This is a genomic window from Sheuella amnicola, from assembly GCF_010499255.1.
In the GTDB taxonomy this organism is placed as follows: domain Bacteria; phylum Pseudomonadota; class Gammaproteobacteria; order Burkholderiales; family Burkholderiaceae_B; genus Zwartia; species Zwartia amnicola.
The window spans coordinates 454098-469898 of the sequence record NZ_JAAGRN010000001.1; the positions used below are offsets into that span (position 1 = coordinate 454098).

13 protein-coding genes and 1 tRNA gene are annotated in these 15801 nt (G+C 51.6%); 4 read left to right on the top strand and 10 right to left on the bottom strand.

The genetic code is table 11. The annotated features are described in order from the left end of the window. Positions 1-9: 9 nt before the first annotated feature. From G3I67_RS02225 to uvrB, 4 genes are all read right to left on the bottom strand, one after another. A complete protein-coding gene (locus tag G3I67_RS02225) occupies positions 10-1221 on the bottom strand; it encodes an IscS subfamily cysteine desulfurase (RefSeq protein ID WP_163651319.1) in 1212 nt (403 codons plus the stop codon). Positions 1222-1271: 50 nt separating this feature from the next. Further along, complete coding sequence (locus G3I67_RS02230) at positions 1272-1775, bottom strand: Fe-S cluster assembly transcription factor (protein WP_163651320.1); 504 nt, start codon at positions 1773-1775, stop codon at positions 1272-1274. Positions 1776-2081: 306 nt separating this feature from the next. Continuing rightward, complete coding sequence (locus G3I67_RS02235) at positions 2082-2573, bottom strand: low molecular weight protein-tyrosine-phosphatase (RefSeq protein ID WP_163651321.1); 492 nt, start codon at positions 2571-2573, stop codon at positions 2082-2084. Positions 2574-2811: 238 nt separating this feature from the next. Beyond that, complete coding sequence (gene uvrB, locus G3I67_RS02240) at positions 2812-4836, bottom strand: excinuclease ABC subunit UvrB (protein ID WP_163651322.1); 2025 nt, start codon at positions 4834-4836, stop codon at positions 2812-2814. 59 nt (positions 4837-4895) lie between these two features. Here uvrB and G3I67_RS02245 point away from each other — a divergent pair, with 59 nt between their 5' ends. Beyond that, the gene (locus G3I67_RS02245; protein WP_163651323.1) at positions 4896-6101 is read left to right on the top strand and encodes an amino acid aminotransferase; all 1206 of its coding nucleotides are present in this window, start codon (positions 4896-4898) and stop codon (positions 6099-6101) included. Positions 6102-6253: 152 nt separating this feature from the next. Then, on the top strand, positions 6254-7036 hold the full coding sequence (gene lexA / locus G3I67_RS02250; RefSeq protein WP_163651324.1) for a transcriptional repressor LexA: 783 nt from the start codon (positions 6254-6256) through the stop codon (positions 7034-7036). Between the two features lie 25 nt (positions 7037-7061). Here lexA and G3I67_RS02255 read toward each other — a convergent pair whose 3' ends face one another. From G3I67_RS02255 to G3I67_RS02280, 6 genes are all read right to left on the bottom strand, one after another. Then, the gene (locus G3I67_RS02255) at positions 7062-7457 is read right to left on the bottom strand and encodes an Hsp15 family ribosome-associated heat shock protein (RefSeq protein WP_163651325.1); all 396 of its coding nucleotides are present in this window, start codon (positions 7455-7457) and stop codon (positions 7062-7064) included. Positions 7458-7480: 23 nt separating this feature from the next. Further along, on the bottom strand, positions 7481-9928 hold the full coding sequence (lon, locus tag G3I67_RS02260) for an endopeptidase La (protein WP_163651326.1): 2448 nt from the start codon (positions 9926-9928) through the stop codon (positions 7481-7483). Between the two features lie 185 nt (positions 9929-10113). Next, entirely contained in the window at positions 10114-11412 is a 1299-nt protein-coding gene (clpX, locus tag G3I67_RS02265; RefSeq protein ID WP_163651327.1) for an ATP-dependent Clp protease ATP-binding subunit ClpX, read from the bottom strand. Positions 11413-11442: 30 nt separating this feature from the next. After that, positions 11443-12099: an ATP-dependent Clp endopeptidase proteolytic subunit ClpP gene (clpP, locus tag G3I67_RS02270; protein WP_163651328.1), complete on the bottom strand. Its 657-nt coding sequence runs from the start codon at positions 12097-12099 to the stop codon at positions 11443-11445. 2 nt (positions 12100-12101) lie between these two features. Further along, the gene (gene tig / locus G3I67_RS02275) at positions 12102-13406 is read right to left on the bottom strand and encodes a trigger factor (RefSeq protein ID WP_163651329.1); all 1305 of its coding nucleotides are present in this window, start codon (positions 13404-13406) and stop codon (positions 12102-12104) included. Between the two features lie 63 nt (positions 13407-13469). Then, positions 13470-13556: transfer RNA gene (locus G3I67_RS02280), tRNA-Leu, on the bottom strand. A gap of 74 nt (positions 13557-13630) precedes the next feature. On the opposite strand from G3I67_RS02280, the gene dapC reads away from it, so the two are divergent. Further along, entirely contained in the window at positions 13631-14824 is a 1194-nt protein-coding gene (dapC, locus tag G3I67_RS02285; protein ID WP_163651330.1) for a succinyldiaminopimelate transaminase, read from the top strand. Between the two features lie 150 nt (positions 14825-14974). Continuing rightward, a complete protein-coding gene (gene dapD, locus G3I67_RS02290) occupies positions 14975-15796 on the top strand; it encodes a 2,3,4,5-tetrahydropyridine-2,6-dicarboxylate N-succinyltransferase (RefSeq protein ID WP_163651331.1) in 822 nt (273 codons plus the stop codon). Positions 15797-15801: the final 5 nt, after the last annotated feature.

The following is a 15801-nucleotide window of genomic DNA, read 5'->3' on the forward strand; positions in this document are numbered from 1 at the left end:
GCTATTGGTTTAGTGGGCTGCCCACTGAACCGTATTCAAATCAATGCCTTCTTTGGCCATTTCCCACAAAGGGGACATATCGCGAAGTTTTCCAACGCGAGCCTTGAGAAGATCGACAGCAAAATCGATTTGCTCGATCGTAGTGAATCGACCGATCGTAAAACGGATTGAGCTGTGCGCCAGTTCGTCATTGCGGCCCAGGGCACGAAGCACATAGGAAGGTTCAAGACTGGCGGACGTACATGCCGAACCGCTCGAAACAGCAAGCTCCTTGATAGCCATGATGAGCGATTCGCCCTCGACATAATTGAAGCTGACGTTCAGGTTGTGTGGCACGCGATGCTCAAGATCACCATTAAGATAAACCTCTTCTATCTGGGAAAGACCAGCCCATAAACGATCGCGCAGCATGCGGATGCGTTCGTTTTCGGTCGCCATTTCCACCTTTGCAAGTGCGAACGCTTCACCCATTCCGACAATTTGATGCGTAGCCAATGTACCCGAGCGAAAACCGCGTTCGTGACCACCGCCATGCATTTGAGCTTCAATGCGGATGCGCGGCTTGCGGCGCACATACAAAGCGCCGATGCCTTTAGGCCCGTATGTCTTGTGAGCACAAAATGACATCAGATCGACTTTCAGCTTTTGCAAGTCGATATCGACCTTTCCGGTTGCCTGTGCCGAATCGACGTGAAAAATAATGTTTTTGCTACGACAGATTTCTCCGATCGTTTCAATGTCCTGAATCACACCGATTTCGTTATTGACGAACATCACCGAAACCAGAACGGTATCCGGACGGATGGCAGCCTTAAACGCTTCCAGATCGATCAAGCCATTTTCCTGAACATCAAGATAGGTGACTTCAAAACCATGACGTTCAAGTTCACGGCAAGGATCAAGCACGGCCTTGTGCTCGGTCTTGACGGTAATGATGTGCTTGCCACGCTCGGCATAGAAGCCTGCGGCTCCTTTGATTGCAAGGTTGTTAGATTCGGTTGCACCGGAAGTCCAGATGATTTCTCGCGGGTCGGCGTTGACAAGAGCCGCGACCTGCTCGCGCGCGCGTTCAACCGCGGCTTCAGCCTCCCACCCGTACGCATGGCTTCGGGATGCGGGATTACCCGCATGCTCGTATAGCCAAGGCACCATCTTGTCGACTACACGCGGATCTACTGGCGTGGTTGCGGAGTAATCGAAATAAATAGGACGCGACGACATAAATGACTCCAGAATTTCAACTAATTGATTCAAATGCAAAAACGAATAATTTAAGCAGCCACAGAGACAGGTTTGCCGGGCACATTCACCCGCACGCCGTTTACACTGGCGGAGGAAGACTCCTGCAATTGACGCATGCGCTGTTGGTCAACCAGATCCTGCAAAGAAACCGAATCGAGAAAATCAACCATCTTACGATTGAGGGCCGACCAAAGCTCATGCGTCATGCAGACGCCCGGCTTACCATCGGTACCGCTTGTACATTCGCTTTTGCCACCGCAATTGGTTGCGTCTAAGGGCTCATCGACGGCAAAAATAATGTCGGCAACCGTAATGTTGCGAGCCAGGCGAGCCAGAGTATAGCCACCACCTGGGCCACGCACGCTTTCGACAAGTTCATGGCGTCTGAGCTTGCCGAACAACTGCTCCAGATATGACAGGGAAATATTTTGGCGCTGACTGATTGCAGATAAAGTAACCGGACCGCCCTGCTGGCGCAGCGCCAAATCGATCATTGCGGTTACTGCGAATCGTCCTTTTGTGGTGAGTCTCATGACATCATCCTTTTCAAAATACGTCAGGTCTTGGATACCCCGGAAAGGGTTGACAGCATGCTTACCCGACTAAACAACTCAAGTATAACTAATTCCCGAGCAATTTGCTAGGATTTAGTTTCAACTTTCAACATTCAGATGCATTTTTTGCACATACAAGACACTGGATAGGCCGCACTGGCGGGACGCAAAAGGAAAAGACAAAAAAAACCGCGCAATAGCGCGGTTTTTAGCAATATTGAAGCAACGGGCACAACATGTACTGACAATACTCTACGCTACCCGAAACTTCAAAAGCTGGATACTTTAAGCGGCCTGATATTGAGTCGCACGCTTACGAACAAGCTCGAGAACGCCTTGGCATGAATCCTCAAGGTAATCGAGAACCTTGCCAAAACCTTCCGGACCACCGTAGTAAGGATCTGGAACGGTTGCTTCTTCGAATTCGTTGGCAAAACGCATCAACAGCATGAGTTTGTGCTGGTGCTGTTTGGGGCACTGTTGCTGCAAGGCAGCAAGGTTTTCCCAATCCATCGCCAGGATCATATCGAACTCACGAAAATCCTCGGGCGTGACTTGACGCGCTTCGGTGCGGGTGATTTCGTAGCCGCGTTTTTTCGCAGCCGCGAGTGCGCGCGCATCAGGCGCTTCACCAACGTGAAAGCTGTGTGTGCCGGCAGAGTCGACACCGACAACATCCGAGAGGCCGGCATCATTAATTAGGTGGCGGAACACGCCTTCAGCACTGGGCGACCGGCAAATATTGCCCATGCATACGAAGAGTACTTTTGTCATCATGGTGCATAGTGTGAGGGAAAACCCGTAAGATGTCCAGCTTTTTTTTAAAAGGATGAGAAGAATTTTAGAATATTTTTTAAATTAAAAAATATCAATAAAAACATGTAAATAAGTTAAATATTTAAAATTAAAGTTAAGAAAAAAAGAAGCAAAAAAGAATAAAAATTTAAATTTGTGCAATGCAACTGTGTTATTTTTGACACGAACAGTGCACCGCAACAATGCAAACAATGTGCTATCAGGCACCGGAAAGAAGCACGCGCTCTTTCAAGGACTTAAGTGCATCGCGCGCCGCCGCCGCCTGCTCGAACTCAAGATTGCGGGCATGATCAAGCATCAACTTTTCGAGTCGCTTGAATTCACGGGCCAAGGCCTTCTCATCGCCCAGCAATGCATCAGAAAACTCGTCAGACGACTGTTTCTCGGCTACCGGCGCCACAATACCGTCTATCAGCTCCCTTACCGCCTTGCGAACGCTGCGCGCCTCAATACCGTGTTGTTCGTTAAACAACAATTGCTTTTCACGGCGACGCTCTGTCTCATCCATCGCACGCTTCATCGAGTCAGTCACACGGTCGGCATACAAAATCGCGCGACCGTTCAAATTGCGTGCGGCCCGGCCAATTGTTTGTATCAGACTGCGATCGGATCGCAAAAATCCCTCTTTGTCTGCATCCAGAATGGCAACGAGCGAAACTTCGGGTATGTCCAGGCCCTCGCGCAGCAGGTTGATGCCAACGAGCACATCGAATACACCCAAACGCAAATCCCGAATAATTTCCACTCGCTCGACTGTATCAATATCCGAATGCAAATAACGGACGCGTTGACCATTTTCGGTCAAATAATCCGTTAAATCCTCGGCCATGCGTTTGGTCAGGGTCGTGACAAGGACACGCTCTTGCTGGGCAACCCGCAGCTTAATCTCGCCTAGCAGGTCATCGACCTGGGTCCTTGCTGATCTGACCTCGACAACGGGATCAACCAATCCGGTCGGGCGCACAACCTGCTCGACAACCTGGCCTGCGAGCGCCTGCTCGTAATTGCCCGGAGTGGCCGAGACGAATACGCACTGGCGCATTCTGGCCTCGAACTCCTCCATTTTGAGTGGACGGTTGTCCATGGCCGAAGGCAATCTGAACCCGTATGTCACCAGCGTTTCTTTGCGCGCGCGGTCCCCACGATACATGCCCGCCAACTGACCGGTCATGACATGGCTTTCGTCGATGAACATGAGCGCGTCGGCAGGCAAATAATCAATAAGCGTCGGGGGAGGCTCACCAGGTGCAGCTCCCGATAAATGCCGCGAGTAGTTTTCAATACCCTTGCAGAAACCGAGTTCTGCAAGCATTTCCAGGTCGAATCGTGTGCGTTGCTCAATACGTTGCGCCTCGACAAGCTTGCCGTTGTCGACAAAAAACTTGACCCTTTCGCGCAACTCTTGTTTGATGGTTTCAATAGCACGCATCACCGTATCGCGAGGAGTCACATAGTGCGAGCCGGGATAAACGGTAAAACGGGGAACCTTCTGACGAACTTTGCCTGTCAGCGGATCAAATAACTCCAGACTTTCGACCTCGTCGTCGAACAACGATAGGCGCAACGCTAATTCAGCGCTTTCAGCAGGAAAGATATCGATGGTTTCACCCCGTGCGCGAAACGTACCGCGGGTGAACTCGACATCATTGCGTTCGTATTGCATGGCAACCAGGCGAGCCAATATCTCGCGCCGCGAAATACGATCTCCGGTGCGCAAGATCAGCACCATCGCATGGTAATCCCCCGGGTTACCAATACCGTAAATACACGATACGGTTCCGACGATAATGGTGTCGCGCCTTTCAAGCAGACTTTTAGTGGCGGACAGCCGCATCTGTTCGATGTGTTCATTGATGGACGAATCCTTTTCAATAAAAAGATCGCGCGTCGGAACATATGCTTCAGGCTGGTAGTAATCGTAGTACGACACGAAATACTCGACCGCATTCTTCGGAAAGAACTCGCGCATTTCAGCGTAGAGTTGCGCAGCAAGCGTTTTGTTTGGAGCAAGCACCAGAGCCGGCCGCCCCAATCTGGCAATCACGTTTGCCATCGTGAAAGTTTTACCCGATCCGGTCACGCCCAACAGGGTTTGGTGCATCAAACCATCGCGGATCCCCTCTTCCAGAAGTTCGATTGCGCGCGGCTGATCCCCTGCCGGCGGGTAAGGCTGATACAGGTGAAAAGGGCTATCGGGATAATCGACAAAGACAGGCTCGGTCATGCTAGACTTGTTCGGGTAAACCCCGCATTGGGTAAACCACTCATTATCTCTCAAAAACCATGAGCACCCTCTTCCAATCCGTTGAACTCGCCCCTCGTGATCCCATTCTTGGCCTGAATGAACAATTCAATGCCGATACCCGCCCCAACAAGGTCAACCTGGGCGTTGGCGTTTATTACGACGACAAAGGCCGCATTCCCCTCCTGCAAGCGGTGCATGAGGCCGAAGTCGCACGCGTGCAGGCATCGGCGGCACGGGGTTACCTGCCCATAGAAGGGATCGCCGGATACAACAAGGGTGCACAAGAGCTCGTGCTCGGCAAAAACTCTCCTCTCATTGCGCAGGGTCGTGCATTGACCATGCAAGCTCTAGGCGGCACCGGTGCACTCAAGATCGGCGCTGATTTCCTGAAACAACTTGTTCCGAATGCCAAGGTCGCAATCAGTAACCCAAGCTGGGAAAATCATCGTGCGCTTTTCGAGCGTGCCGGCTTTGAAGTCGTTAACTATCCCTACTACGACCCTGCAACCCATGGCCTGGATTTCAAGGCGATGATTGATTATCTGCGCAATCTGCCTGCGCAATCCATCGTTGTTTTACACGCTTGCTGCCATAACCCGACCGGTGTCGATGCCACCACCGAGCAGTGGCGCGAAATTGCCGAAGTCGTCAAAAAAGGCGATTTGATCCCCTTCCTGGACATTGCCTATCAGGGGTTTGGCGACGGACTGGAACCCGATGCCACGGCCGTGCGTCTTTTTGCCGAGCAAGACATGACTATGTTCATCAGCTCGTCTTTTTCAAAATCATTTTCACTTTACGGCGAACGTGTCGGCGCCTTGACCATTGTCACCGGCAGCAAAGACGAATCAAACCGGGTACTCAGCCAGGTCAAGCGTGTCATCCGCACCAACTATTCAAATCCGCCCACTCACGGCGGCACAATCGTGTCGATGGTACTGAATGATCCCAAGCTTTTCGCACTCTGGGACAAGGAGCTCGGGCAAATGCGCGATCGCATTCGTCTCATGCGCACCCAGCTGGTCGACAAGCTCAAAGAATACGGCGTTCAGCAAGACTTTAACTTCGTCAAAGCCCAACGCGGAATGTTCTCCTATTCGGGAATGACTTCAGCTCAGGTGGACCGTCTGCGCGAAGAGCATGGCATCTACGCTGTCAGTAGCGGCCGCATATGCGTTGCCGCCCTGAATAGCGGCAATATTGACGCCGTGGCCAAAGCCATTGCAGCAGTGTTGAAAGGCTAATACATCCCTTACACGGCGAATTTAACAACGCCTATTGCCGTAACCAAACAGCTCGTTTCATAACGAGCTGTTTTTTTATTTTTTTGTTGCCATTTAAAAAATACTGGTTCAAAATACAGCCTGTATATATAAACAGCACCATGAAGGGCGCCATGGATATCAAACTGACCGATCGTCAACAGCAAATTCTTGAATTGATTCGCCAAGCGGTCGTCAATACCGGATTTCCACCAACTCGTGCCGAAATTGCTCAAACGCTGGGATTTAAATCCGCAAATGCCGCCGAAGATCATCTTCGTGCTCTCGCAAAAAAAGGCATGATTGAACTGACTGCCGGCGCCTCGCGTGGCATTAGGCTGACCGAAAGCGCACAGGCCTTTTTTGCCGATTCGGATAGTGGGTTCGAGGATGTTTATCGAGACACCTACGATCCGACTTATGAACACTCCAATGACTCACTTATTGATCAAGTTGAGACCGTAAATCGCAAAAAACAGTCGGGACAACGCCAAACGCCCAAAATGCGCGATCTGCCCGGCGCTGGAAACATGCTGCTTCCTTTAGTTGGTCGTGTTGCTGCCGGATTCCCGATCCTCGCAACAGAGAATATCGAAACTGAACTCAGCGTTGATCCCAACATGTTTGCACAGGCTCCCGACTATCTTCTTAAAGTCAAAGGGCTTAGCATGCGTGATGTGGGCATTCTGGATGGTGATTTGCTTGCCATCAAAAAAACGTCTGAGGCTCGTGATGGTGAAATCGTTGTCGCCCGCATCGATGACGAAGTGACTGTCAAACGCCTTAGTAAAAAAGGCACGACCATCAAACTGCTACCTGAAAACCCTGACTTCGAACCCATAGTGATTAAACCCGGTCAGGACTTCTCACTTGAAGGCATCGCTCTAGGATTGATTCGCAACACGCCCTTGCATTAAACGGATGACGGGCTACCCTACGACTCTACCCGTCATATCCTCTTAGATTTTGCAAAGCTCGTCTATTGCGCTTAGTCGGTCTGCCAGCTATTTCATGCGAAGGCTCGGAATAAAACCTTCTTCTCTCTGCCAACGTTTGCTTGTTGAGCAAACTCTCCGGCGTTTCTTCATAAAGTAATTTCGCCAGTGGAGCCGATCGTCTCGTCTCTGATACAGCCCGAACAAAAAGCTCGGTTTTTTCTTGCTCTCGAACGATAAGCAGACGGTCACCTACGCGTATTGCACGCGCAGGTTTCGCTCTATCTCCATTTACCTGAACGCGTCCCATCTCAATCGCATTGCTAGCAATCGTTCGGGACTTGTAAAAACGTGCAGCCCAGAGCCATTTGTCCAATCGAACACTGACTTCAGGAAACTCCATGCCGCACGCAATCCCTAGCTTGCCTAGTGCTTGATAACAGGATCGGATGGATCCGTTACAGCACTCTTGGCAACTACGGCCTCAGCCACTGGCGCTTCCGGAAAAGGTTGTGGAGCGCGCTCAAGAGCAACCTCCAGAACCTTATCGATCCAACGCACCGGAACAATCTCGAGATTATTTTTGACGTTGTCAGGAATCTCGGTCAAATCCTTCACGTTTTCTTCAGGAATCAAAACAGTCTTGATCCCACCGCGATGCGCCGCCAACAGCTTTTCTTTCAAGCCACCGATAGCGAGCACTTCACCACGCAATGTGATTTCGCCAGTCATTGCCACATCGGCACGCACAGGGATGTGAGTCAATGCGGAAACAATTGCTGTCGTAATCGCAATACCGGCGGAAGGGCCATCTTTGGGTGTCGCACCCTCAGGAAAGTGAACGTGAATGTCACGCTTCTCGAAGACCTCGTCGGCGATACCAAGACGATGCGAACGCGAACGCACAACACTGCGAGCTGCTTCCACAGATTCTTTCATGACATCACCGAGAGAACCCGTACGTTGAGTCACCCCTTTGCCCGGCATATCGGCCACTTCAATGGTCAACAAATCGCCGCCCACTTCCGTCCAGGCCAAACCGTTCACTTGACCAATCTGGTTGTCCTTTTCAGCCATACCGAAATTGAATCGACGCACGCCAAGGTAATCGCTCAGGTTTTCGGAAGTCACAACCACCTGCGCGATAGGTTCGTTTGAGCCGCTCGCCTTTTTCTCTTCGGATTCGGCAAGCAGTTTCTTGACGACTTTACGGCAAATCTTTCCGACGTCACGTTCAAGAGAACGCACGCCTGCCTCACGCGTGTAATAACGCACGATATCGCGGATTGCGGACTCCTCGACCTTCAGCTCTTCGGGTTTAACACCGTTATTCAAAAGAACTTTAGGCAGTAAATGGTCTTGAGCAATATGAATCTTTTCCTCTTCCGTATAACCGGACAGGCGAATGACTTCCATCCGATCCAGCAAAGCGGGAGGAATATTCAATGTGTTGCTCGTCGCGACGAACATCACATCCGACAGGTCGAAATCCACCTCGACATAATGATCCTGGAACGTATGGTTTTGTTCGGGATCCAGCACCTCAAGCAAAGCCGAGGCTGGATCACCGCGGAAATCCTGTCCAAGCTTATCGATTTCGTCGAGCAGGAACAAAGGATTGCGAACAGCCACTTTGGACATGTTTTGCAAAATCTTGCCCGGCATCGAACCGATGTATGTACGACGATGGCCACGAATCTCGGCTTCGTCGCGAACGCCTCCCAGCGCCATGCGAATGAACTTGCGATTGGTCGCTTTAGCAATGGACTGTCCAAGCGATGTCTTACCTACACCAGGAGGTCCGACAAGGCAAAGAATGGGTGCCTTCACTTTATCGACGCGCTGTTGAACCGCAAGATACTCGAGAATGCGTTCCTTCACCTTCTCCAATCCATAGTGATCGTTATCGAGCACGGATTCGGCATTGGGGATCGAATTATTGACCTTGCTCTTTTTCTTCCAGGGCAAGCTGATGACGGTATCAATGTAATTGCGAACCACAGTCGCCTCAGCAGACATGGGTGACATCAATTTCAGTTTTTTGAGTTCGCCATCGACCTTCTTGCGCGCGTCTTTTGGCAAGTGCGCCGCATTGATCTTCTTCTCGAGCTCTTCGATATCCGCGCCATCTTCGCCCTCGCCGAGCTCTTTCTGGATCGCCTTGACCTGCTCGTTCAGATAGTAGTCGCGCTGACTCTTTTCCATCTGCTTTTTGACACGACCGCGAATACGCTTCTCGACTTGAAGAATATCGATTTCGGTCTCGAGCTGAGCAAGCAACGCCTCTAGGCGCTCCGATGTCGGAAGAATCTCAAGCATCTTCTGCTTTTGTTCAAGCTTCAAAGGCAAATGCGCAGCAATCGTATCGGCCAAACGACCGGGATCATCGATCCCACTGAGGGAAGTCAAAATCTCGGGAGGAATCTTTTTGTTCAGTTTGACGTACTGCTCAAACTGCCCCACGATTGCACGTCGCAAGGCCTCAACCTCTGCACCAACCGTCAAGTCCGGCGCCAAAGGCGTGACTTCGGAGGTAAAGTGGGTTTCAACATCCTGAATCGAATTGACAAGGGCGCGTTGAGCACCTTCAACGAGCACCTTGACGGTGCCGTCAGGCAATTTCAACATCTGAAGAATTGTCGCTACGCAACCGATTTCATATACATCCTCGGGGGTAGGATCATCCTTGCCGGCAGATTTCTGCGCAGCTAACATGATGTTCTTGTTCGACTCCATCGCAGCCTCAAGGGCGCGAATCGATCTGGGGCGTCCGACAAATAGTGGAATCACCATGTGCGGAAACACCACAACATCGCGCAAAGGCAACAATGGAAGACTAATCGGTTCTGAAGGTAAAGTTTGATTTGCAGACATGGCGAAATCCTAAGTAATTCTCGGCAAATCCGAAAAGGGTAAAGCAGCCGGTGCAAGACCCGTATTGGTACGAATATGCTTGTTATGTAGACAATAGCCGAAAATTCAAGACCGCGTAGGCTTGAAAATGAAAAGCCCCTATGACAGGGGCTGGAATTCGATCGAAAATGCGTCGATTATGTCCGCTATGCAGCAACATCCCGAACTGAAGTCGAAACCGGTTTAGCTTCCTGTTTGCCTTCATCCGCAAGAATCAACTGCGGTTTGCCCGTGCCGTCAATTGCTGATTCGTCCAAAATGACTTTCTTGATATTACCCTGGGTCGGCAACTCATACATGGTGTCAAGCAAGGCAGATTCAAGGATAGAGCGAAGCCCCCTGGCACCAGTCTTGCGCTTAATCGCTTTGCGGGCGATCGCGCTCAAGGCGGCAGGACGAATCTCGAGCTCGGCGCCTTCCATAGCGAAAAGCTTCTGAAATTGCTTGACTACGGCATTCTTGGGTTCGGTGAGAATCTTGATCAGAGTTTCCTCATCCAACTCTTGCAAAGTGGCAACAACGGGAAGACGTCCCACAAGTTCAGGAATCAAACCGAACTTGACGAGATCCTCGGGTTCGACCTCAAGGAAAGTATCCCCAGTGGACTGCTCAAGTTTAGATGTAACTGAAGCACCAAAACCGATACCGGAGCGCTCAGTGCGATTGCGAATGACTTTTTCGAGACCATCGAAGGCGCCGCCAACAATAAACAGGATATTGGTTGTATCCACCTGAACGAAATCCTGATTCGGATGCTTTCGGCCACCTTGGGGAGGCACGGACGCAACCGTACCCTCAATCAATTTGAGCAATGCCTGTTGGACGCCCTCGCCCGATACATCGCGGGTAATGGAAGGATTATCGGCTTTTCGGGAAATCTTATCGATTTCGTCAATGTATACGATGGCGCGCTGAGCCTTATCAACTTCGTAATTACAGTTCTGAAGAAGTTTTTGAATGATATTTTCAACGTCTTCACCGACATAACCCGCCTCGGTCAATGTCGTAGCGTCAGCCATGACGAAAGGCACATTCAGCTGACGAGCCAGGGTCTGTGCAAGCAATGTCTTGCCTGATCCGGTCGGACCAATCAAAAGAATGTTACTTTTTGATAACTCGACGTCATCGCCTTTGATTTCACCATGCCGCAAGCGCTTGTAATGATTGTAAACAGCAACGGCTAGCACACGCTTGGGCGTTGTCTGGCCAATGACATATTGGTCCAGAAAAGCCTTGATTTCGGCCGGAGTGGGCAAATCGGTTCGAACCGCTTCACGTGCACTCGCTTGAGCCTCTTCGCGAATGATGTCATTGCATAGATCGATACATTCATCGCAGACAAAAACGGAAGGTCCGGCAATCAGTTTCTTTACTTCTTGCTGGCTTTTGTTACAAAACGAGCAATGCAAAGATTTGGCACTTGCCGGAGCTTTTTTATCTGTCATAACAATCCAATTACGGAAATAATTGCTTCTTTAGACCGGATCAGCCCTGGAAACCAGAACCTTATCGATCAAACCATAAGAAACGGCATCATCTGCGGACATGAAATTATCGCGCTCGGTATCGACGCCGATGCGGTCAATAGTTTGGCCGGTATTCTTAGCGAGAATACCGTTGAGTCGCTCGCGCAAATCAAGGATTTCTCGTGCCTGGATCTGAATATCCGAGGCCTGTCCCTGAGCACCACCCGATGGCTGATGAATCATGATGCGTGAATTGGGCAGCGAAAAACGCTTGCCTTTGGCACCCGCAGCCAATAAAAACGCGCCCATGCTCGCTGCCAGACCGGTACAGAGCGTGGACACCTCGGGCTTGATGAAATTCATCGTGTCGTAAATAGCCATGCCGGCGTAAACCGATCCACCAGGCGAATTGATGTAGAACGCGACATCCTTGTCGGGATTTTCGGATTCCAAAAACAACAGTTGAGCGACCACCAAGTTTGCGGACTGGTCATTGACCGGTCCAACCAAAAAGATGACACGCTCTTTGAGCAGTCGTGAATAAATATCAAAGGATCGCTCGCCCCGACCCGACTGCTCAATGACCATCGGAATGTAACCAAGGCCGGTGGGCGTTACGGAATTGCCACCATGCATGGATGCATAGAAATCGGTAAAGCGTTGCATAGTTAGGTTGTTCCCATGATCTGATCAAATGCCACGGCTTCGTCTTCAACTTGAGCCTTGGCCAAAGCGTGCTGAACAACGTTGTCTTCGAGCACAATGCCTTCGACTTCGGCGCGTCGCGCACGATCGGAAAGATAATAGCTGACGACTTCGGCAGGCTTTTCGTAGTTAGCCGCAAACTCTTCGATGCGGGCGCGAACCTGCTCTGGCTTGGCTTGCAACTGATCTTTGTTCACCAGTTCGGATACGAGCAGACCCAGTCGAACACGACGTTCGGCTTCTGCAGTAAATGCATCGGCAGGGATCGGCATCGAATCGGCGTTTGGTACCCCGCGTTGTTTAAGCTCGGCACGGGCTGCAGCAACACGTTCTTGTGCTTCGCTGTCGACGAGTGCTTTTGGAACGTCGAAAGTTGCGGCTTCGATCAGGGCGTTCATCACGCTGGTCTTGGTGCGAGCCATCGTGCGAGCCTTCACTTCGCGTTCGATGTTGGCACGTATGTCCGCCATCAATTTTTCGACATCGCCTTCAGCCTGACCGAGCGACTTGGCGAATTCAGCGTCAAGAGCCGGCAAAACGGGTTCGGCGACTTCTTTCACAGTAATGGTGAATTCCGCTGTTTTGCCTGCGACATCCTTGCCACCGTAATCGGCAGGGAATGCCAGCGGGAACACCTTGGTTTCACCGGCTTTCATGCCACGCACAGCGGTTTCGAACTCGGGAAGCATGCGACCCTGGCCAAGAACGAATGGAAAGCCTTCAGCCTTGCCGCCATCGAAAGGTACGCCATCGATCGTGCCAGCAAAATCGAGTGTGACGCGGTCGTCGTCTTGTGCCGCACGGCCTTCACGGGCTTCGTGCAACGCGCGTTGCTTGCGCAAGATGTCCACGGTGCGCTGAACTTCGGCATCGCCAACTTCGGTCACGGCGCGCTTGATTTTCAGGGTAGACAGGTCCGGAAGGGTCACTTCGGGATAAACCTCGAAAGTCGCGGAAAACGCGAGTTCAGACTCTGGCACGCCTTCAGTTTTGGGTTCGAGTTTGGGAGCACCGGCAACACGCAAGCCCTGGACGGCCTGATCGAAAGCCTGACCCACTTTGCTGTTGATGACGTCGTAGCGAATTCCGGGGGCGTGTGAACGCTCAAGGATCGACATCGGCACCTTGCCGGGACGGAAGCCGGCGGCTTTGGCCGTACGTGCGACACGCTTGAGTTCGGCCTGAACGGCCTGTTCGACATCGGCCATTTTGACCGAAAGTTCAACACGGCGCTCGAGGCCGGAGAGTGTTTCAACCACAGGTTGCATGAAAATCTACCAAACAGGAAGTAGAGCGCAGCGTACAGCCCGCGCCGAATTAAAAGGAACAGTTGGTGCGAAGGGCGGGACTCGAACCCGCACACCTTTTACGGCGTCAGGACCTAAACCTGGTGCGTCTACCAATTTCGCCACCTTCGCAGTAGCCGAGCATTGTAACGCAGTCTTAGAGTAGTTTCCGCCCCAAGGGAGATTCAACTGGTTAAAATAGTCCGATGAACCCGAGACTCGACTTATTACAACCCTATCCGTTCGAAAAACTGCGCGCTCTTCTTGCCCAGGCAGACGCGCCGGCGAAGGATATATGCCCCATTAATCTTTCCATTGGCGAACCCAAGCACGCCGCACCGGAATGTGTCAAAACAGCCATGGTTGGCGCTCTGGACGGACTTTCCGTCTATCCCCCAACCAAAGGCGATCCGCTGCTGCGTCAAACGATTAGTCAATGGATAGGAAAACGCTATGGCATTCCGGCTCCAAATCCCGAAACTGAAGTCCTGCCCGCTTTAGGCTCAAGAGAGGCACTGTTCGCCTTCGCCCAAGTCGTGATCGACTCCGGCAAGGACGGAATCGTCGTTTGCCCCAACCCTTTCTACCAAATATACGAAGGCGCTGCCCTTCTGGCCGGAGCCACTCCTTATTACGTCAACTCCGATCCCGCCCAAAATTTTCGTTGCGACTGGGCAACAGTTCCTGCCGACATCTGGGCAAGAACGCAACTTCTTTTCGTCTGCTCACCAGGCAACCCGGCCGGCAATGTCATGCCGCTGGAAGACTGGAAACAGCTATTCGAGTTGTCGGATAAATACGGATTCGTGATCGCGTCAGACGAGTGCTATTCCGAAATCTATCAGGACGAGAAGAATCCCCCTCTTGGGGGCATGCAGGCTGCCTACCTGCTGGGCCGAACCGATTTCAAAAATCTGATCAGCTTTTCGAGCCTGTCCAAACGCTCGAATGTGCCCGGCATGCGCTCCGGTTTTGTCGCCGGCAATGCGAAATTGATCTCAAAATTTTTGCTCTATCGCACCTATCATGGCAGTGCGCTTTCACCAGTCGTATCCACGGCAAGTATTGCCGCATGGAGCGATGAGGCCCATGTCATCGACAACCGCAAGCAATACCGGGCCAAATTCGATGCGGTGTTGCCTATTCTCGAACCGGTTCTTGACGTCAAGCGTCCGGACGCATCGTTTTATCTCTGGGCAGGCACGCCTTATTCAGATGCGGATTTCGTGCGTGACCTTCTTGGCAAAACTGCCGTGACCGTGTTGCCCGGAAGCTACGTTGGGCGTACCGTGCATTCAGTGAACCCGGGACAGAACCGTATTCGCATCGCTTTGGTCGCACCGCTGGCCGATTGCGTTGAAGCGGCCCATCGCATCGCTGAATTCGTCAAAACGAGATAATCCATCAGGCGCGATCGGTACGCGAAATACCGCATTTGCACCCTTGGTATTTGATATGTTGGTTTAGATTTTTTTATTAGTTGATTAATTAGTTGATTAGTTAGTAACCAGACAAAATATTTCCATCACCATTTTTCGGAAAAGACTTATATGACACTCGATCTGCAAACCGCCATCGAACTCGGCTGGGAAAACCGCGCAAACCTTTCACCGGATATGGCGGATCCCGCTCTGCGCGAAGCCGTTGAACATACCATCGACGCTCTGGACTCGGGTACGTTGCGCGTCGCCGAAAAATCAAATGGTTCATGGGTCGTGCACCAGTGGGTCAAAAAAGCCGTGCTGCTGTCGTTCCGACTTTACGATAACCAGATCATGGGCCAATCACCGGCACAGTACTACGACAAGGTTCCACTCAAATTCGCCGACTATGGCGAAGCTGCCTTCAAAACCGGCGGTTACCGCGTGGTGCCTCCCGCTGTCGCCCGTCGCGGTACGTTCATCGGCCGCAATGTTGTGTTGATGCCTTCTTACGTCAATATCGGCGCCTATGTGGATGAAGGCACGATGGTCGACACCTGGGCAACTGTTGGATCCTGCGCTCAAATCGGCAAAAACGTTCACCTCTCCGGTGGTGTCGGCATTGGTGGCGTGCTCGAGCCACTGCAAGCCAACCCCACCATCATCGAAGACAACTGCTTCATCGGCGCACGCTCCGAAGTGGTCGAAGGCGTCATCGTCGAAGAAAACTCGGTGCTCGCCATGGGCGTATTCCTGTCGCAAAGCACCCGTATATATGATCGCCAAACCAAAGAGATTTTCTACGGTCGTGTTCCCTCCGGCTCTGTGGTTGTTCCCGGTTCGCTGCCTGCGGCCGACGGCAGCCACAGCCTGAACTGCGCCATCATCGTCAAGCGAGTTGATGCGCAAACTCGCGCCAAAACCAGCATCAACGATTTGCTGCGAGCCTGATCGAA